Origin of the sequence: Streptomyces sp. NBC_00271, assembly GCF_036178845.1 — a bacterium.
GTDB lineage: Bacteria > Actinomycetota > Actinomycetes > Streptomycetales > Streptomycetaceae > Streptomyces.
Map to the genome: position 1 here is coordinate 7,456,542 of NZ_CP108070.1, position 19,154 is coordinate 7,475,695.

A 19,154-nucleotide genomic window follows, 5' to 3' on the forward strand; every position below is an offset into this window, starting at 1 on the left:
GGTTCCCGGCACCGCCACCGCGGTGCCGGGAACCGGCTTTTTCGGGTGGGGCGGGAACGGGTGGGGGGAAGATCGGGCGAGGGGCGGGTGGGGGAAGATGCTGCATCACGTCGAACTGTGGGTGCCGGACCTGGAGCGCGCGGTCCGCTCCTGGGGATGGCTGCTGGAGCGCCTGGGCTGTGAGCCGTACCAGGAGTGGCCGTACGGCCGCAGTTGGCGCCGGGGCGAGACCTATCTCGTCGTCGAGCAGTCACCCGCGCTGACGGCGGACTCCCACGACCGTCTGCGCCCCGGTCTGAACCACCTCGCCTTCCACGTGCCGGACCGCACCGAACTCGACCGGCTCGTGGCCGAGGCGCCCCAGCACGGCTGGTCACCCCTCTTCCCGGACCGCTATCCGCACGCGGGCGGTCCGGAGCACTGCGCCGCGTATCTGGAGGACGCGGACGGCTTCGAGGTGGAGTTGGTCGTCCACGTACGGGTGGCCTGAATGTGCGGTATGCGCGTTACCGGTTGATATTGGCCGGTAATGGAACAGCGCTGCGGCGCTGGCGGCAGCGCACTCTGGGAGGCACTCCATGCGTGGAGCGACGCACGCCACATGGGCCGTGGGCGCGGTGGCGGTGGCCCTCGTGGCGACGGCCTGCGGCGGCGGTGGAGGCGGCGGAGGTGGTGGCAGCGGCGGCGCGTCCGGAGTGCTCAGTTCCTCCTGGGGGGACCCGCAGAACCCGCTGGAGCCGTCCAACACCAACGAGGTGCAGGGCGGCAAGGTCCTCGACATGATCTTCCGGGGTCTGAAGCGGTACGACGCCAGGACCGGCGCGGCCCAGAACATGCTGGCGCAGAAGATCGACACCTCGGACTCGCAGAACTTCACGATCACCGTCAAGGACGGCTGGACGTTCAGCAATGGAGAGCCCGTCACCGCGCAGTCCTTCGTGGACGCCTGGAACTACGGGGCCAGTCTCAAGAACAACCAGAAGAACGCGTACTTCTTCGGGTACATCGAGGGCTACGACAAGGTTCACCCCGAGACGGGAACGCAGAGCGCGGACACGCTGTCGGGGCTGAAGGTCACCGGCGCCCACACCTTCACCGTCAAGCTCAACCAGAAGTTCTCGACCTTCCCCGACACCCTCGGCTACGTGGCCTTCGCACCGCTGCCCAAGGCGTTCTTCAGCGACCACGCGGCCTGGCTGAAGAAGCCGATCGGCAACGGCCCCTACACCGTCGACTCGTACACCAAGGGATCGATGATGTCCCTGCGGAAGTGGGGCGCGTACCCGGGGACGGACAAGGCACAGAACGGCGGGGTGGACCTGAAGGTCTACACCGACAACAACACCGCCTACACCGACCTGCTGGCGGGCAACCTCGACCTCGTCGACGACGTGCCCGCCGCCCAGCTCAAGAACGTGAAGAGCGATCTCGGCGGCCGGTACATCAACACCCCGGCCGGCATCATCCAGACCATCGCCTTCCCCTTCTACGACCAGGCCTGGGACAAGAGCGGTGTGGAGAACGTCCGCAAGGGCCTGTCCATGGCGATCAACCGGGACCAGATCACCAGCACGATCTTCCAGAAGACCCGCACCCCGGCCTCCGACTGGACCTCACCGGTGCTCGGCGCGGCCGGCGGCTTCCAGGACGGACTGTGCGGCGCCTCCTGCCGGTACGACCCCGCGCAGGCGAAGAAGCTGATCCAGGACGGCGGCGGACTGCCCGGCGGCCAGATCAAGATCTCGTACAACGCGGACAGCGGCTCCCACAAGGAGTGGATCGACGCCGTCTGCAACTCCATCAACAACGCGCTGGGCAACGACAAGGCCTGCGTCGGCAACCCGATCGGCACCTTCGCCGACTTCCGCAACCAGATCGGGCAGCACAAGATGCCGGGTCCGTTCCGGGCCGGCTGGCAGATGGACTACCCGCTGATCCAGAACTTCCTGCAGCCGCTGTACTACACGAACGCCTCCTCCAACGACGGCAAGTGGTCCAACAAGGACTTCGACAAGCTCGTCGACCAGGCGAACGCCGAGACCGACAAGGCCAAGGCCATCCAGCTCTTCCAGCAGGCCGAAGGGGTCGTACGGGACAACATGGCCGCCATCCCGCTCTGGTACCAGAACGGCAGCGCGGGCTACTCGGACAGGATCTCCAACGTGGCGCTCAACCAGTTCAGCGTGCCCGTCTACAACGAGATCAAGGTCAGCTGAGCCGTCCACGGGGTGAACGCCCGGGTTGCTGAAGCGAACCCGGGCGTGGGCCCCGTACTACCTCCGGAGCCCTCATGGGACGGTATGTGATCCGGCGTCTGCTCCAGATGATCCCGGTCTTCATCGGCGCCACGCTCTTGATCTTCCTGATGGTGAACGTGATGGGCGACCCCATCGCGGGCCTGTGCGGCGAGCGGCAGTGCGACCCCGCCACCGCCGCCCAGCTGCGCAAGGAGTTCGGCCTCGACAAGCCGCTGTGGCAGCAATACCTCACGTACATGGGCAATGTCTTCACCGGCGACTTCGGCACCGCCTTCACCGGGCAGCCGGTCACCGAGCTGATGGCCGACGCCTTCCCCGTCACCATCCGGTTGACGATCGTCGCGATCCTCTTCGAGATCGTCATCGGCATCCTGCTGGGCGTCGTCACCGGGCTGCGCCGCGGCCGGCCCGTCGACACCGGTGTCCTGCTGCTCACCCTCGTCGTCATCTCGATCCCGACCTTCGTCACCGGATTGCTCTTGCAACTGCTCTTCGGCGTCGAGTGGGGCTGGATCAGACCCTCGGTCTCCCCGGACGCCACCTTCGGCGAACTGATCGTGCCCGGACTGGTCCTCGCCTCCGTCTCCCTCGCCTACGTCACCCGGCTCACCCGGACCTCCATCGCCGAGAACAAGCGGTCCGACTACGTCAGGACGGCCGTCGCCAAGGGCCTGCCCCGGCATCGGGTGATCACCAAGCACCTGCTGCGCAACTCGCTGATCCCCGTGGTCACCTTCATCGGCACGGACATCGGCGCGCTCATGGGCGGCGCGATCGTCACCGAGCGGATCTTCAACATCCACGGCGTCGGATACCAGCTCTACCAGGGGATCGTGCGGCAGAACACCCAGACCGTGGTCGGCTTCGTGACCGTCCTCGTCCTCGTGTTCCTGGTCGCCAACCTGCTCGTCGACCTCCTCTACGCCGTACTCGACCCGAGGATCCGCTATGCCTGAGCAGCCGCCGCCGTACCAGCGGGAGGGCGCCATCGCCGCGACCGGCGCGGGCGGCGCCATGGACCTCGCCACGAGCGAGGGCGCCACCCTGGAGGGGACGCCCGGCGGCCCCGAGGGCACGGGCCCTCAGGAGAAGCCCAGGAGCCTGTGGTCCGACGCCTGGCACGATCTGCGGCGCAACCCCGTCTTCATCGTCTCCGGGCTCCTCATCCTCTTCCTGGTCGTCATCTCCCTGTGGCCCTCGCTGATCGCCACCCAGAACCCCCTCAAGTGCGACCTCGCCAAGGCCCAGGAGGGCTCGCAGCCGGGACATCCCTTCGGGTTCGACGGGCAGGGCTGCGACGTCTACACACGGGTGGTGTACGGGACCCGCGTGTCGATCAGCGTCGGCGTCTGCGCCACTCTCGGCGTCGCGATCCTCGGCTCGGTGCTCGGCGGGCTCGCCGGGTTCTTCGGCGGCGTGGGCGACTCGTTCCTGTCCCGGATCACCGACATCTTCTTCGCGATCCCCGTCGTGCTCGGCGGCCTGGTCCTCCTCTCCGTGGTGACCAGCAACACCATCTGGCCGGTCATCGGGTTCATGGTGCTGCTCGGCTGGCCCCAGATCTCGCGCATCGCGCGCGGCTCCGTCATCACCATCAAGCAGAACGACTACGTCCAGGCCGCCCGCGCCCTCGGCGCCTCGAACTCCCGCCTGATGCTCCGGCACATCACCCCCAACGCCGTCGCGCCGGTCATCGTCGTCGCCACCATCGCGCTCGGCACCTACATCGCGCTGGAGGCGACGCTCTCCTACCTCGGCGTCGGCCTGAAGCCCCCCACGGTCAGCTGGGGCATCGACATCTCCTCGGCCTCCGCCTACATCCGCACGGCCCCGCACATGCTGCTGTGGCCCGCCGGCGCCCTCGCGATCACCGTGCTCGCGTTCATCATGCTCGGCGACGCGGTGCGCGACGCCCTCGACCCGAAGCTGAGGTGACGGCCGTGCTGCTCGAAGTGCGCGATCTGCACGTGGAGTTCCGCACCCGGGACGGGGTCGCCAAGGCCGTCAACGGGGTCGACTACGGCGTGGACGAGGGCGAGACGCTCGCCGTCCTCGGCGAGTCCGGTTCCGGCAAGTCCGTCACCGCGGAGGCCGTGATGGGCATCCTCGACATGCCGCCCGGGCGGATCACCGGCGGCGAGATCCTCTTCCAGGGCCGGGACCTGCTGAAGCTCAAGGAGGACGAGCGGCGCAAGGTCCGCGGCGCCGAGATGGCGATGATCTTCCAGGACGCGCTGTCCTCCCTCAACCCCGTGCTCAGCGTCGGCGACCAGCTCGGCGAGATGTTCACCGTGCACCGGGGGATGTCCCGCAAGGACGCCCGCGCCAAGGCGATCGAGCTGATGGACCGGGTGCGCATCCCGGCCGCCGCCGACCGGGTGCGCGACTATCCGCACCAGTTCTCCGGCGGTATGCGCCAGCGCATCATGATCGCCATGGCGCTGGCCCTGGAGCCCGCCCTGATCATCGCCGACGAGCCGACCACCGCCCTCGACGTCACCGTCCAGGCGCAGGTCATGGACCTGCTCGCCGAGCTGCAGCGCGAGCTCGACATGGGGCTCATCCTCATCACCCACGACCTCGGCGTCGTCGCGGACGTCGCCGACCGGATCGCCGTCATGTACGCGGGCCGGATCGTCGAGTCCGCGCCGGTCCACGACATCTACAAGGCCCCCGCCCACCCGTACACCAAGGGCCTTCTGGAGTCGATCCCGCGCCTCGACCAGAAGGGCCAGGAGCTCTACGCGATCAAGGGCCTGCCACCCAACCTGATGCACATCCCACCCGGCTGCGCCTTCAACCCGCGCTGTCCGATGGCCCAGGACATCTGCCGCGCCGAGGTGCCGCCGCTGTTCGAGGTGGAGCGTGCAGAGGCGGACCAGGAAGCCGGGGCCCGCACCAGCGCCTGCTTCTTCTGGCGGGAGTGCCTCGATGGCTGAGGCGATTCTGGAGGTCAGCGGCCTGGTCAAGCACTACCCGCTGACGCGGGGGATCCTCTTCAAGAAGCGGATCGGCGCGGTCAGGGCCGTCGACGGGGTCGACTTCGAACTCGCCGCGGGCGAGACCCTCGGCATCGTCGGCGAGTCCGGCTGCGGCAAGTCGACGGTCGCCAGGATGCTGGTCAACCTGGAGAAACCGACGGACGGGACGATCAGGTACAAGGGCGAGGACATCACCAAACTGTCCGGCAAGGCGCTCAAGGCCGTACGCCGCAACATCCAGATGGTCTTCCAGGACCCGTACACCTCGCTCAACCCGCGCATGACCGTCGGCGACATCATCGGGGAGCCCTACGAGATCCACCCCGAGGTCGCGCCCAAGGGCGACCGCAGGAGGCGCGTCCAGGACCTGCTGGACGTGGTCGGCCTCAACCCCGAGTACATCAACCGCTACCCGCACCAGTTCTCCGGCGGCCAGCGCCAACGCATCGGCATCGCACGGGGGTTGGCGCTGCGCCCCGAGATCATCGTCGCCGACGAGCCCGTCTCGGCGCTCGACGTCTCGGTGCAGGCGCAGGTGATCAACCTGATGGAGCGGCTCCAGGACGAGTTCGACCTGAGCTACGTCTTCATCGCGCACGACCTCTCCATCGTGCGGCACATCTCCGACCGGGTCGGTGTGATGTACCTCGGACGGATCGTGGAGACCGGCAGGGACGCCGAGATCTACGACCACCCGACGCACCCGTACACCCAGGCCCTGCTGTCCGCCGTGCCCGTCCCCGACCCGGACGCCCGCGAACGCCGGGAGCGGATCATCCTCGCCGGAGACGTGCCCTCGCCGGCGAACATCCCCTCCGGCTGCCGCTTCCGCACCCGCTGCTGGAAGGCCCAGGAGCGCTGCGCGCTGGAGGTGCCGCCGCTCGCGGTGCCCATGGAGTTCCGCTTCGTGGAGGGCCCGGCCGCGCACGACTCGGCCTGTCATTTCGCCGAGGAGAAGCGGGTCGTGCCGCCGGAGGAACCGCCCGAGCGGGCGACATAACCCCGCAAATGCTGGCGAACTTCGTTAACACGCAGGCAACTTGGCCGAAGCGGCACCGATATACGGACGCGACAAGGTAATCAGCGTACGGCCGTGCGGGTGCCGTAGATGGGCCGGGGCGCGCCATGTCGCCCCGGCCCGTCGCATGTGTTCAGCCCGTCATGCCCAGTGATCGCCTCAGGAAGTCCACCTGGAGCAGGAGCAGGTTCTCCGCGACCTGTTCCTGCGGGGTCATGTGGGTGACGCCCGACAGGGGCAGCACCTCGTGCGGGCGGCCCGCGGCCAGGAGTGCCGAGGAGAGCCGCAGGGCGTGTGCGACCACCACGTTGTCGTCCGCGAGGCCGTGCACGATCATCAGCGGCCGGTGCGGCTCGGCGGGCGCGGACAGTCCGTCGTCCGTGATCAGCGAGCTCTTCGCGTACGCCTCCGCGGCCGCCGCCGGATCACCGAGGTAGCGCTCCGTGTAGTGGGTGTCGTACAGCCGCCAGTCGGTGACCGGGGCGCCCGCGATGCCCGCGTGGAAGACGTCGGGGCGGCGCAGCACGGCGAGCCCCGCGAGCCAGCCGCCGAACGACCAGCCCCGGATCGCCACCCGGGACAGATCCAGCGGGAACCGCTCCGCGAGGCCGTGCAGCGCGTCGATCTGGTCGTCGAGGGTGAGCGTGAAGTCGTCACGGACCGCCTTCTCCCAGGCGGGGGAGCGGCCGGGGGTGCCGCGGCCGTCGGCGACGACCACCGCGAAGCCCTGGTCGGCGAACCACTGCGAGGTGAGGTGTGCGTTGTGCGCGGCCAGCACCCGGGGGCCGTGCGGACCGCCGTAGGGGTCCATGAGCACGGGGAGGGGAGTGACACCGTCGTAGTCAGTAGGCATAAGCAGGGCGCATGAGATTTTCCGTGCGCCCCCCTCGGTGAGTGTCACGCGCGGGGACAGACCGGGACTTTCTGCATACGACGTGACAGTCGCCGTCCTCTTTCCGTCCCGCAGCACCTGCACCTGGGCTCCCGGGCGGTCCGGCACCGAGGAGACCAGCACGGTCACGCCCCCGCCGCGCACCGCCGTGTGCACGCCGGGTTCCTGGGAGAAACGCTCGACACCGAGCTCGTTGACGCGGTAGACATGCACCTCGCCCGTCTCCGGGGCGGTCGCCGCCTCGCCGGCCGACGCCGAGATCAGCACGTCGTCGTCCGAGACGTCCAGCACCGCGCGCACATGCAACTGCGGTCCCGTGAACGGGCGTTCGCCGAAGGCCAGGACCCGCGCCCCGCCCTCGTCGGCGATTCGTACGAGCTGTCCCGCGGGGCTCCAGCACGGCACGCCAGGGAAAAGATCCAGCCATTGTGGATCTTCGTCGGCGTGCACCATCCGGGTCGCCCCGGTGTCCGGGTCGACGGCCAGGAACAGCTGGCTGCGCTGGTCCCGCGCCTGCACCAGAATCAGTGGCGCGCCCGCCGCTGACCAGTGCACATGCGCCAGATACGGGTAGTGCGCCCGGTCCCAGACCACCTCCGTGCGCACCCCGTCGAGGCTGACCACGAAGAGCCTTACGTCCGCATTGTCCGTTCCGGCGGCCGGGTAGCCGACCTGCTGCGGAGCGCGTTCCGGTTGTGCGGGATCGGAAATCCACCAGCGCCGCACGGGCGCGTCGTCGACCCGTGCGACCAGTAGTCGGTCCCCTTCCGGAGACCACCAGAAACCGCGCGAACGCCCCATCTCCTCGGCCGCGATGAACTCAGCCAATCCATAGGAAACCGTCCCCGAATCCGCATCGGACTCCGGCTCCACCAGTGCCCGGTCGCCCTCCCCCTCGGCGCCGACGACCCGCAGGGCGCCCCCGCGGACGTACGCGACGAGCCGTCCGTCGGGCGAGGGACGCGGGTCGATCACCGGTCCCGGGACCCGGAGTTCACGTGCCGTACCGGCTCGCAGTTCCGCCGTGAAAAGCCGCCCTGACAAGGCGAAAGAGGCCAGCTCGACCGCCGTGTCCGTGGCATAGCCGACGATCCCCGCGCCGCCCTCGCGACTGCGTTCGCGGCGCGCCCGCTCCGCCGTCGACAGGCGCTCCGTGGCGCCGCCGAGCAGCGCCCGCGGGTCGGCCGCGACGCGCTCCTGCCCCTCCGCGACATCGAGGACCCACAGCTGATTCGCCCGGTCCGTGCCGGAGGAGGACCTCAGGAACACCACCCGGGAACCGTCCGGGGAGACGCTGAACGCGCGGGGTGCGCCGAGGGTGAAGCGCTGCGTCCGGGCGTACCGGCGGGGGAAGGAGAGAGGCTCGGTCGTCATGCCTTGACCATATTGGCCATGCGCCCCCTTGTGCGGCCGTGCGCCGATCGATGCGCGCGTATGGATAGTTATGATCACTGGCGGTGTGTGGGTATGAACCCGCTGGCCGCTGTATGGATTTACCGACCCCCATGTCCGACCCCCCATGTCCCTGGGATCTTTGGAGGTGAGCCGCCGTGGCACTCTCGATTTCGGCGGTGGTGCTGCTGGCGATCATCGTCGTCATCCTGGTCAGGAAGTCCGGGTTGAAGGCCGGCCATGCGGTGGTGTGTGTCCTGTTCGGCTTCTATCTCGCCTCATCGACGATGGCCCCCACGATCAGCGACTTGACGACGAACGTCGCGGACATGATCGGCAGCTTCAAGTTCTGACGGGGGGCTTCACGTCCTGACAGGAAGCCTCACGTCCTGACGGGGAGCTTCGGCGCCAGGACCCGTGCCCGCCTCGGCGGTGGGCCGGGCGCCTCGTAGGGTGGGTTCCATGACGGAACTGCCCGACCGGCGTCTGCTCCTGGTGCACGCGCACCCGGACGACGAGTCGATCAACAATGGCGCGACCATGGCCAGGTATACGGCCGAGGGCGCCCATGTGACGCTGGTGACCTGCACCCTCGGCGAGGAGGGCGAGGTCATCCCGCCCGAGCTGGCGCATCTCGCGCCCGACCGCGAGGGCGGGCTCGGCCCGCACCGGATCGGCGAGCTGGCCGCCGCCATGAAGGAGCTCGGGGTCACCGACCACCGCTTCCTCGGCGGTCCCGGGCGCTTCGGCGACTCCGGGATGATGGGCCTGGAGCAGAACCACCGTGCGGGCGCCTTCTGGTCCGCCGACGTCGACGAAGCTGCGGAGTACCTGGTTGAGGTGATCCGCGAGGTCCGCCCCCAGGTGCTCGTCACCTACGACCCCGACGGGGGCTACGGACACCCGGACCACATCCAGGCCCACCGCGTCGCCGTGCGCGCCGTCGAGCTGGCCGCGGACCCCGCCGTCCGCCCCGACCTCGGCGCGCCCTGGGTGATCGCCAAGGTCTACTGGAACCGCGCCCCGCGCTCCGTCGTCGAGGAGGGCTTCCGACGGCTGCGCGAGGCCCTGCCCGGACTGCCCTTCGAGCACTCCGCCGCCGTGGCCGACGTACCCGGCGTGGTCGAGGACGCGGTGGTCACCACCGCGATCGACGGGACCGCGTACGCCGCCGCGAAGGCCGCCGCCATGCGGGCGCACGCCACCCAGATCGAGGTGGCCGAGCCCTGGTTCGCGCTGTCGAACGCACTCGCGCAACCGCTGTTCACCACCGAGTACTACGAGTTGGTGCGCGGGGAGCGCGCGGGACCCGGTCGTGAGACCGACCTCTTCGCGGGGATCGAAGAGGGATCCACGGGGACCGGGCAGGGTTCCACGGGGACCGAACAGGGATCCACGGGGACCGAACGGGGTTCCACGGAGACCGAACAGGGATCCACGGGGACCGAACAGGGATCCACGGAGACCGAGCAGGGAAAGGCGGACGCGTGATGAGCATGTCGGGACAGCGGGGGAGCGCGCTCGCCCAGCCGCTGCCGCGGCCCTCGGCCGGGCGGATCGTGGCCCACCTCGGCCTCTTCCTGCTCGGCGCGGTGGTCGGGGCCGCCGGAACGCTGGTGCAAGCCGCCTGGTTCCCGGGCGGGTTGCTGCTCGCGCTGGCCGGCGCGGCCGGGCTCTTCCTGGGCGGATCGCGGGCGACCGGCTCCCGGGCCGGCGCCGTCGCGCCCGCCGCGGGCTGGATGATCGCGGTCGTCCTGCTCACCTCCACCCGCCCGGAAGGGGACTTCTTCTTCGGCGCGGGATTCGGTTCCTACCTCTTCCTGCTCGGCGGGATGGCTGTGGCTGTGATGTGCGCCACGCTTGGTCTGGGGCGGCAACCGCACGACTCCGCCGTCCGACTTGGGAAGTGACGTCCCACTTCGCCGTAGGGGACAGGTGCGGGTCCCGTGCGAGTTTCCTGGGCGGGCGAGGTTTGCGCGCCGAATACGGCCAGTATGGTGGTGCGCGCCGCCGAGCTGCCCGAGATGAGGTCGAGTAAACGGGCGGCGGAGCCAACCGGGAGAACCTGCCTTGAGTCGTGAAACTGACAGTTCGTCCTCCGGGCCCAACGGGCGCGGTGGAGCCGCGTACCCGTCGGGGACGCCCCCCTACGGGACCCCCACGGCTTCCGAAAACGGTGCCGACGCGGGCCGTTCGGCCGGCGGCACCCCGCCGGAGGAGCGCAAGACCGAGACCACGCTGACGACACGGATCCGGATCAACATCCCCGGATCACGGCCCATCCCGCCGGTCGTCGTGCGCACACCGGTCGGGGACGCCGAGTCGCCCGCCGAGTCCGCCGGTTCCGCGGGAGCCCCCGCGCAGGCGCAGCGTGACGTGAGTGCGCCCGTGGCAGCGGCCACGGCCACCGAGACCTCGGCCGAAGCCGCCGCCGCCGCGGGCGGTGCTCCGGCCAGAGAGAAGACCAGCGACTGGTTCGCACCCCGCAAGTCCGGTGCGCCGGGCGGCAGCCCGGGCGGCGGGTCCACCAACGGGGCTGGCCTGCCCGGCGGTTCGGGACCCATGGGTCCCGCGGCGCCGCAGGGTGCGGGCACGCCGGGAGGCAACGGCACCGGAGGTACGCGTCCGGGTGCCCCCGGTGGCGCGAACGGTGCCGGTCCCCTGGGCGGCGCGGGCGGTGCCCGGCCCGGCGGGGCGAACGCGCCCCGCCCCGGGAGCGGCGGTACGAACGGTGCCGGGCTGCCCGGTGCCACCGGCGCCGGACCCGTGGCCCCCGGTCACGGCGGCGGCACCGGTTCCTTCGACGTCTCCGCGGCGCTGGGGAACACGGCCTCGTTCCCGGCGATAGGAAGCGAAGGCCCGGGCGGGCCCGGTGGGCCTGGCGGCCCGGGTGGCTCCGGCGGCCCGGGTGGCTCCGGCGGCCCGGGTGGCCCTGGAGGGCCCGGTGGCGAACCGCGCCGTGACGACCTCCCGTACTTCGCGGAGAACTTCTCGGAGAACGGCCGGGGCGGTCCCGCGGGCCCGACCGGCGGTCCGGTGACCGGTGACGGCCCGTTGGTGCCGCCGGCCGGCCCGGGCGCGGCTGCGGGCAGCCTGACCGCGGGCCCCGGTGGGCCCGGTGGCCCCGGTGGTCATGGCGTCCCCGGCGGGCACGGCGCGGCCGGCCTCGGCGCGGGATACCCCGGTGGCGGCCTCAGTGACGACACCGCGATCCTCACCCCGCAGAAGCCCGCGCCCGATCCGGGCGGCCAGGGCTACGGCGGCCCGGTGGACAACGTCTCCGGGCACACCCTGACCAGCGGCATTCCCGTCGTGCCTGCCGCCCAGAACTCGCCGTTCGGGCCGGGCGCGCACAGCGACGGACCGCTGCCGCACACCCCGCCGAAGGCGCCCGAGCCGGCCCCGAAGCCCGCCGCCTCCTCGAAGAAGCCGGCCAAGAAGAAGGGCCGCAGCAAGCTGACGCTCCTGGTCGTCGCCGTGGTGTTCGTCGGCGGTGGCGTCTACGGCGCGGGGCTGCTGATGAACCGCTCGGACGTCCCCAAGGGCACCACGGTGCTCGGCGTCGACATCGGCGGCGGCACCCGCGACGAGGCCGTCAAGAAGCTCGACGACGCCTTCGGGGCCCGTACGAACAAGGCGCTCCAGCTGTCGGTGGACGGCACCACTGTCTCGCTCAAGCCGGACCAGGCCGGGCTCCAGTTCAACGCCCAGGACACGGTCCGCGCCGCCGCGGGCAGCGACTACAACCCGGTCTCCGTGATCGGCTCGCTGTTCGGTCAGCAGCGCGTCGTCGAGCCGGCGATGCCCGTCGACGAGGAGAAGCTCCAGGCCGCCCTGGAGCGCACCGCGAGCGGCTCCGGTTCGGCGAGCGACGGCACCATCAAGTTCGAGTCCGGCAAGGCCGTCGCCGTGTACGGCAAGGCGGGCAAGGGCATCGACGTGGCGGCCTCGACCCAGGCTGTCGAGGACGCGTACCGCGCCCAGGTCGAGACCGGCATCTCCACCCCGGTGAAGGTCGCCACCACGACCCGTCAGCCGACCGTCTCGAACGCCGAGGTCGACCGGGAGATGAAGGAGTTCGCCCAGCCCGCGATGTCCGCCCGCGTCACCATTCAGACCGACGCGGCACACAGCATCCAGTTCGGTGCCCTGTCACTGCCGAAGATCCTCGGCTTCAAGGCCGTCAACGGCAAGCTCGTGGAGACGTACGACCTCACGGCGCTCAAGGCGGCGTACGGCAAGACCTTCGACGGCGTGCAGATCCAGACCGCGGCCGGGAAGCGCGCTGTCACGCCGCAGGACGTCGTCACCGCACTGGGCAAGGCCCTGCGCGGCAAGACGACGGCGGAGCGCATCGGAGTCATCGGCACCAAAGCGAGCTGACCCCTGGTCGTCCGGACGAACGGAGCCCCTGCCCGCAATGGGCAGGGGCTCCGTCGTCGCAGCACGGGGACCCCCGGACCGCACATGACATCTGTCATCCGGCACTCAGGACCGCCGACACTGCCGGGCACCGGGCCCGCGCGGCCACGATGGTCCCCATGACGACAACAGCGGCGCCCGCCACCACCCCGGTGGTCGGGTTCGATCAGGTGAGCAAGAGCTACGGGAACGTACGGGCCGTCGACGGGCTGACGCTCGACCTGCACCCGGGCGAGACCGTCGCCCTGCTGGGTCCCAACGGGGCCGGCAAGTCGACCACGCTGGACCTGCTCCTCGGCCTCAAGCACCCCGACACCGGCGCGGTCCGGGTGTTCGGCGCCGGCCCCCGCGAGGCGATCGTCGGCGGCCGGGTGGGCGCCATGCTGCAGAGCGGCGGCCTGATGGACGAGGTGACGGTCGGCGAGCTGGTCAAGCTGGCCTGCGATCTGCACCCGAAGCCGTACAAGGTCAGTGACGTGCTGGCCCGCGCGGGCATCTCGCAGATAGCCGACCGCAAGGTCAACAAGCTCTCCGGCGGCCAGGAACAGCGCGTCCGCTTCGCGCTCGCCACCGCAGGCGCCAACGACCTCATCGTCCTGGACGAGCCCACCACCGGCATGGACGTCTCCGCACGCCAGGCCTTCTGGGCCACCATGCGCGAGCAGGCCGACCAGGGCAGGACCGTCCTGTTCGCCACGCACTACCTGGAGGAGGCCGACGCCATCGCGGACCGCGTCCTCGTACTGCACCGGGGCCGCCTGCTGGCCGACGGCACCGCCGCCGAGATCAAGGCGAAGGCCGGCGCCCGCCGGATCGCCTTCGACCTGGAAGGGCCCATCGACGAGGACCCGCTGCGCGCCCTGCCCTTCCTGACCTCGATCGACGTCTCCGGGCACACCGTCCGCATCCAGTCCTCCGACGCCGACGCGACCGTACACGCGCTGTACGGGCTCGGCCTCTACCCTCGCAATCTCGAAGTCGCCGGGCTCGGGCTCGAGCAGGCCTTCGTCGCCATCACGGCCGCCGAGGAGGCGAAGTCGCAGTGAACAGCCTCATCAAGCTCGAGATCACCCGCGCCCTGCGCAACAAGAAGTTCCTGTTCTTCTCGGTGATCTACCCCTCGGCCCTGTTCCTGCTGATCGCGGGCAGCGCGGACAGCACCACCGAGGTGGACGGCACCGGGCTGACCCTGCCGACCTTCTTCATGGTCTCCATGGCCTCCTTCGGCGCCCTGACCGCGGTCCTGATGGGCAACAGCGAACGCATCGCGAAGGAGCGCGAGAGCGGCTGGGTACGGCAGCTCAGGCTCACCACCCTGCCGGGCCGCGGCTATGTCCTGGCGAAGACCGCCAGCGCCGCCGTGATCAGCCTGCCGTCGATCGTGGTCGTCTTCGCGGTCGCCGCCGCCGTGAAGCACGTACGGCTGGACGCCTGGCAGTGGCTCGCGCTCACCGGCGCGATCTGGGCCGGCAGCCTCGTCTTCGCCGCGCTCGGCGTGGCCATCGGCTATCTCGCGAGCGGCGACGCGGTCCGCCCGATCACGATGATCCTGTACTTCGGGCTCTCGGTGCTCGGCGGCCTGTGGATGCCCACGACCACCTTCCCCGACTGGCTTCAGAAGATCGCGTCCTGGCTGCCCACGCACGCGTACGCTGCCCTCGGGCGATCCATCGAACTGGGCGACGCCCCGCACGCGAAGGACCTCGCCATCCTCGCTGTCTCCTTCCTCCTCTTCGCGGGCGGCGCGGCATGGCTGTACCGGAAGGACACGCTGAAGGCGTGAGCAGCATCGGCATCGGGCAACCCCCGCAGAATCGCAGGCAGAAGATGGTCAAGGCCATCTGGACCGGCATCTGGCTCGTCTATCTGAGCGCGCCCGTCAGCGACTTGGTGCACGGCGGGCACAGCACCGGTGTCGTCGTACTCGGCTGGTTCGGCCTGGTGGCCTTCGTCGGGTGGTACGGGGCGCTGGTCTTCCGCACCGGCCGCGGCGAGACGACCCCCTTCGTGTTCGTCTCGCTCGTGGTCCTCGCGGCCGAGGCCGCCCTGCTTTCCTTCACCCTGGGGCGGGAGTGGCTCGTCCTGTTCGTGTACGTCTCGATCGCGTCCGGCGCGGTGCTTCCGCTGCGGCTGGCGCGCTGGGCCATCCCGGCCGTCTCCGCGGTGCTGACGGGGATCGCCCTGACCGTGTCGGGCGGCAAGGCGTATCTGGCGGGGCTGCTCATCCCGGCGTTCCTCGGCGGGTTCGCCATGACCGGCGTCCGCGAACTGATCCGCACGACGATCGCGCTGCGCGAGGCCCGTGCGACGGTCGCCCAACTGGCCGCGAACGAGGAGCGCCTGCGCCTGGCCCGCGATCTGCACGACCTGCTGGGCCACTCGCTCTCCCTGATCACCCTCAAGAGCGAACTGGCCGGCCGGATGCTCCCCGACCACCCCGAGAAGGCGGCCCAGCAGGTCGCCGACATCGAACAGGTCAGCCGACAGGCCCTCGTGGACGTGCGCGAGGCGGTCACCGGCTACCGGCGCCCCCGGCTGTCCGGCGAACTCGCCGGCGCCCAGGTCGCGTTGACGGCGGCGGGCGTCACCGCCGACCTGCCCGCGGAGCCGGACCTCACCGACGTCGCCGAGGAGAGCGAGTCCGCGCTCGCCTGGGCACTGCGGGAAGCGGTCACCAATGTCGTACGGCACAGCGGGGCCCGGCGCTGCACCGTGGAGCTCGTCCGCCGCCAGACGCTGGACGGCCCGCTGCTCGAACTGAGCGTGGAGGACGACGGTTCGGGCGGCTCGGGCCATGGCCCGGGCAACGGTCTGACGGGCCTGACCGAGCGGCTGGAGAAGGCGGGCGGAGCCCTGGAGGCGGGCCGGGTGCGGCACGGCTTCCGGCTGGTCGCACGGGTACCGGCGCAGGCCCCCTTCGAGGCCGCCGATCACCCCGTAGGATCCGGTGCATGAGCCGCACGATCAAGGTCCTGCTCGCCGAGGACCAGTCGATGGTCCGCGAGGCGCTGGCCGCGTTGCTGGGCCTGGAGCCCGACATCGAGGTGGTCGCCCAGGTGGCGCGCGGCGACGAGGTGCTGGCCGCGGCCCGCGCCCACGACGTGGACGTGGCGCTCCTCGACATCGAGATGCCGGGCAAGACGGGCATCGAGGCGGCGGCCGAGGTCCACAAGGAACTCCCCGGCATCAAACTGCTCATCCTCACGACCTTCGGCCGCCCCGGCTATCTGCGCAGCGCCATGGAGTCCGGCGCCGACGCCTTCCTCGTCAAGGACGCCCCGGCCGCCCAACTCGCCGCGGCGGTACGCAAGGTGCTCGCCGGCGAGCGGGTCATCGACCCCACCCTCGCGGCCGCCGCGCTCGCCGAGGGCGCCAACCCCCTGACCGACCGCGAACGCGAGGTCCTCCGCGCGGCGGCCGACGGTTCCACCAACGCCGAACTGGCCACCACCCTCCACCTCTCCCAGGGCACGGTCCGCAACTACCTCTCGACAGCGATCCAGAAGCTGACGGCCCGCAATCGCGCGGAGGCGGTCCGGATAGCACGAGAGAAGGGCTGGCTGTAAAGACCCGGGGCTGGAGAGCGCCCCAAAGGGGCGCGGGGCTGTGACATCATGCGGCTCCGCCGCGTGGGCGCGCTCAGCCGAATCGAGCCCGCAGCCGCCCTGTGTCCAAAACCGCACGGTGCTTGGGCGAACTCAGTTCAACATCGCCCGAGCCGCCCGAGCCAGTCCCCGAACCCGCTCCGCGGCGCCCGCGTCGACGGTGACAACCACCTCCGCGTATGCCTCGAGTTCCGCCGCACCCTCAAGGAACTCCCCGCGCTGCACCAGCAGCTGAGCCCGCTCGTACCGCAACCGCGCAGGATGCGACGGCAACAGCAGCGCCAACTCCACGGCCCACAGGCCGACATCCGACCGCTCCGGCCGCGCCGCCGCCCACGCCCGGACGTTGTTCAGGATCCGCACGACCACGTCGAGCGGAGGGGCGGGGACGAGCATCGAGGGATCGAGAGGCGCCCCGGTGGCGCCCTGCACGAGCAGCTCGGCGTCGGAGCCGCTCAGCACCCGCCCCCCGTCGAAGGGATCGGCGAGCACCTGCTGCTCGGCCGGCCCGAAGCCCACCACGAAATGCCCGGGCAGGGCGACCCCGTACACCGGCGCGCCGGCCCGTCTGGCCACCTCCATCCACACCACGGAGAGCAGGATGGGCAGCCCGCGCCGCCGCCGCAGCACCGCGTGCAGCAGCGACGACTCCAGCCGTTGATAGTCCCCGGGCGAGCCCCGGAACCCGCAGCGCCCGCCGAGCAGCTCGGCGAGCGCGGTCGCCCAGGACAGCGCCCCACCGGGCCGGAACGGCAGCTGTCCGGCGAGCCGGTCGAGTTCGATCTGCGCCGCGTCCGTCCCCGCCTCGTCCAGGGCGCCGTCCGCCGCCGCCCCGATCAGCAGACACAGCGCCGCCAGGTCGGGCCGCTCGGACCGTGCCTCCTCGGCGAACCTCCGCCGCACCTCGGCGGCTCGCTCCGGCTCCGGGGGATGGGGGGAAGGCATGGCGGTCCGATACCCCTTCACGCCGTTCCACGGCGGTCGTCGGCGGACGCCTCAGGCGCGCGGTAGTGGTGGTACGCGTGATGCGCCGCGAAGCCCATCCCGGCGTACAGCGCCCGCGCCCCCGCGTTGTCCGCCTCCACCTGGAGCCAGGCCGCCGAGGCACCCTCGTCCAGGGCGCGGCGGGCGAGCGCGGCCATGACGGCGGTGGCGAGGCCCCGACGCCGCTGGGCGGGGTCGACCTCGACGGCCGCGAAACCGGCCCACCGCCCGTCGACGACACACCGCCCGATCGCGGCCGGAGGCTCCCCCTCCGCGCCGGGCACCGTCGCGAACCACACCGAGGGCCCGCTGCCCAGGACGTGCAGCGCGACCTCGCTCAGCCCCTTGCGCTGGTAGCGGCCCAGCCAGGCCTCGTCGGCCGTTCGGGCGAGAACCACCCCGGAGGCCTCCGCGACCTCGCGGTCGGCGAGCGGCGCGAGCGCGCCGATCCACAGCCCGGCACTCACCTCGCGCGCCCAGCCGCGCGCCTCCAGCTCCGCGCACAGCACCTCCTGCGTGCCCTCGGCCCTGGTGGCGGTCTGGACGTAGGCGGGCAGGTCACGGGCCGCGTACCAGTCGCGTACGTACGTCAGCGCCTCGTCGAGCGGCACGCCCGGGTCGCCGAGCGGCAGCACGGAATTCGCGCGCCGGGTGAACCCGGAGGCCGCCCGTAGCTCCCAGTCGCCGAGCCGCTCGCTCTCCACCGGCTGCCAGGCCCGCGCCACGACCCGCGCCAGCTCCTCGTACGAGGCCGCGGGGCCCCGCCGACGCGCCGGGGCGGCCGGTACGACCTTGCCTGCGACCAGCGAGGATTCCGGAATCCGGACGACTTCGCCGTCGCGCCGTGTGATCAGCAGCACACTCTCGTCCCATGATGTGAGAACACCGACCGTGTCAGTGAACTTCTCACCGCCGGCGGCACCCTCGATATCTACGATCATCCGCCGAACAGAGACACGTTTGCCCACGTCAGCAGCGGTGATTCGGACCTCGAGACGTCCGGCCGCAGAGATTTCCACAGGTCAGTTCACCCCTCCTGTATGGATCACGCCCCGGAACGGAGATACTAGGTGCGGGCATCGACGACGCCGCGCTCCCGCGCGCCAGGCGGCGGAGCCTACGGAGGCCCGCCAGCGCCCTATCGAGGAGGAACGACAGCGTGACCTACGTCATCGCGCAGCCTTGTGTCGACGTCAAGGACAAGGCGTGCATCGAGGAGTGCCCGGTCGACTGCATCTACGAGGGCTCCCGGTCCTTGTACATCCACCCGGACGAATGCGTCGACTGTGGAGCCTGTGAGCCGGTGTGCCCGGTCGAGGCGATCTTCTACGAGGACGACACTCCCGAAGAGTGGAAGGACTACTACAAGGCGAACGTCGAGTTCTTCGACGAGCTCGGCTCGCCCGGCGGCGCCAGCAAGCTCGGTCTGATCGAGCGCGATCACCCCTTCATCGCAGCGCTGCCGCCGCAGAACCAGTAAGCGGCCGCACCTACGCGCCGCCTCGGTCCCGTACGGCCCGATTCCCTCGATGGCCGTACGGGACCGAGGCGTTTGCCGTAGCAGCCCGTACCGGCCACAGGCGCGCAAGCCGTGTGCGTACG

At 70.8% G+C, this 19,154-nt stretch carries 18 protein-coding genes; 15 read left to right on the forward strand and 3 right to left on the reverse strand.

What is annotated here, in order from left to right; all coding sequences use genetic code 11:
* Nucleotides 1-97: 97 nt before the first annotated feature.
* From OG798_RS34005 to OG798_RS34030, 6 genes are all read left to right on the forward strand, one after another.
* A complete protein-coding gene (locus tag OG798_RS34005; RefSeq protein ID WP_328758180.1) occupies nucleotides 98-490 on the forward strand; it encodes a VOC family protein in 393 nt (130 codons plus the stop codon).
* An 88-nt stretch (nucleotides 491-578) separates the two neighbouring features.
* Nucleotides 579-2,216, forward strand: coding sequence for a peptide ABC transporter substrate-binding protein (locus OG798_RS34010; protein ID WP_095852752.1), 1,638 nt, complete (start codon nucleotides 579-581; stop codon nucleotides 2,214-2,216).
* 74 nt (nucleotides 2,217-2,290) lie between these two features.
* Entirely contained in the window at nucleotides 2,291-3,214 is a 924-nt protein-coding gene (locus OG798_RS34015) for an ABC transporter permease (RefSeq protein WP_328758182.1), read from the forward strand.
* A complete protein-coding gene (locus OG798_RS34020; protein WP_267062750.1) occupies nucleotides 3,207-4,193 on the forward strand; it encodes an ABC transporter permease in 987 nt (328 codons plus the stop codon). The genes OG798_RS34015 and OG798_RS34020 overlap by 8 nt, the downstream gene beginning before the upstream one ends.
* Before the next feature lie 5 nt (nucleotides 4,194-4,198).
* Nucleotides 4,199-5,197: an ABC transporter ATP-binding protein gene (locus tag OG798_RS34025; RefSeq protein ID WP_328758183.1), complete on the forward strand. Its 999-nt coding sequence runs from the start codon at nucleotides 4,199-4,201 to the stop codon at nucleotides 5,195-5,197.
* Complete coding sequence (locus OG798_RS34030; RefSeq protein WP_267062751.1) at nucleotides 5,190-6,239, forward strand: ABC transporter ATP-binding protein; 1,050 nt, start codon at nucleotides 5,190-5,192, stop codon at nucleotides 6,237-6,239. The genes OG798_RS34025 and OG798_RS34030 overlap by 8 nt, the downstream gene beginning before the upstream one ends.
* 151 nt (nucleotides 6,240-6,390) lie before the next feature.
* On the opposite strand, the gene OG798_RS34035 is transcribed toward OG798_RS34030, so the two are convergent.
* On the reverse strand, nucleotides 6,391-8,523 hold the full coding sequence (locus tag OG798_RS34035; protein ID WP_121415095.1) for a prolyl oligopeptidase family serine peptidase: 2,133 nt from the start codon (nucleotides 8,521-8,523) through the stop codon (nucleotides 6,391-6,393).
* A gap of 176 nt (nucleotides 8,524-8,699) precedes the next feature.
* Between OG798_RS34035 and OG798_RS34040 the strand changes: the two genes are divergently transcribed.
* From OG798_RS34040 to OG798_RS34075, 8 genes are all read left to right on the forward strand, one after another.
* On the forward strand, nucleotides 8,700-8,894 hold the full coding sequence (locus OG798_RS34040; protein WP_054228237.1) for a hypothetical protein: 195 nt from the start codon (nucleotides 8,700-8,702) through the stop codon (nucleotides 8,892-8,894).
* Between the two features lie 109 nt (nucleotides 8,895-9,003).
* Nucleotides 9,004-10,032: an N-acetyl-1-D-myo-inositol-2-amino-2-deoxy-alpha-D-glucopyranoside deacetylase gene (gene mshB, locus OG798_RS34045; RefSeq protein WP_267062752.1), complete on the forward strand. Its 1,029-nt coding sequence runs from the start codon at nucleotides 9,004-9,006 to the stop codon at nucleotides 10,030-10,032.
* Nucleotides 10,032-10,451 carry a DUF6113 family protein gene (locus OG798_RS34050; RefSeq protein ID WP_095857801.1) on the forward strand — a complete coding sequence of 140 codons (420 nt, stop codon included), beginning with the start codon at nucleotides 10,032-10,034 and terminating at the stop codon, nucleotides 10,449-10,451. The genes mshB and OG798_RS34050 overlap by 1 nt, the downstream gene beginning before the upstream one ends.
* Before the next feature lie 160 nt (nucleotides 10,452-10,611).
* Nucleotides 10,612-12,924 carry a peptidoglycan binding domain-containing protein gene (locus OG798_RS34055; RefSeq protein WP_328758186.1) on the forward strand — a complete coding sequence of 771 codons (2,313 nt, stop codon included), beginning with the start codon at nucleotides 10,612-10,614 and terminating at the stop codon, nucleotides 12,922-12,924.
* A gap of 158 nt (nucleotides 12,925-13,082) precedes the next feature.
* Complete coding sequence (locus OG798_RS34060) at nucleotides 13,083-14,009, forward strand: ABC transporter ATP-binding protein (RefSeq protein ID WP_179857061.1); 927 nt, start codon at nucleotides 13,083-13,085, stop codon at nucleotides 14,007-14,009.
* Nucleotides 14,006-14,746: an ABC transporter permease gene (locus tag OG798_RS34065; protein WP_095852745.1), complete on the forward strand. Its 741-nt coding sequence runs from the start codon at nucleotides 14,006-14,008 to the stop codon at nucleotides 14,744-14,746. Before OG798_RS34060 ends, OG798_RS34065 begins: the two co-directional genes overlap by 4 nt.
* On the forward strand, nucleotides 14,743-15,918 hold the full coding sequence (locus OG798_RS34070; RefSeq protein WP_121415092.1) for a sensor histidine kinase: 1,176 nt from the start codon (nucleotides 14,743-14,745) through the stop codon (nucleotides 15,916-15,918). Before OG798_RS34065 ends, OG798_RS34070 begins: the two co-directional genes overlap by 4 nt.
* Nucleotides 15,915-16,529, forward strand: a complete 615-nt coding sequence (locus OG798_RS34075; protein ID WP_060901376.1) for a response regulator transcription factor — start codon at nucleotides 15,915-15,917, stop codon at nucleotides 16,527-16,529. The genes OG798_RS34070 and OG798_RS34075 overlap by 4 nt, the downstream gene beginning before the upstream one ends.
* A gap of 132 nt (nucleotides 16,530-16,661) precedes the next feature.
* Here OG798_RS34075 and OG798_RS34080 read toward each other — a convergent pair whose 3' ends face one another.
* Nucleotides 16,662-17,513, reverse strand: a complete 852-nt coding sequence (locus OG798_RS34080) for a transglutaminase-like domain-containing protein (protein WP_097227463.1) — start codon at nucleotides 17,511-17,513, stop codon at nucleotides 16,662-16,664.
* A gap of 17 nt (nucleotides 17,514-17,530) precedes the next feature.
* Complete coding sequence (locus OG798_RS34085; protein WP_328758187.1) at nucleotides 17,531-18,571, reverse strand: GNAT family N-acetyltransferase; 1,041 nt, start codon at nucleotides 18,569-18,571, stop codon at nucleotides 17,531-17,533.
* A 140-nt stretch (nucleotides 18,572-18,711) separates the two neighbouring features.
* Between OG798_RS34085 and fdxA the strand changes: the two genes are divergently transcribed.
* The gene (fdxA, locus tag OG798_RS34090) at nucleotides 18,712-19,032 is read left to right on the forward strand and encodes a ferredoxin (RefSeq protein WP_018089397.1); all 321 of its coding nucleotides are present in this window, start codon (nucleotides 18,712-18,714) and stop codon (nucleotides 19,030-19,032) included.
* The last annotated feature ends 122 nt before the right edge of the window (nucleotides 19,033-19,154 follow it).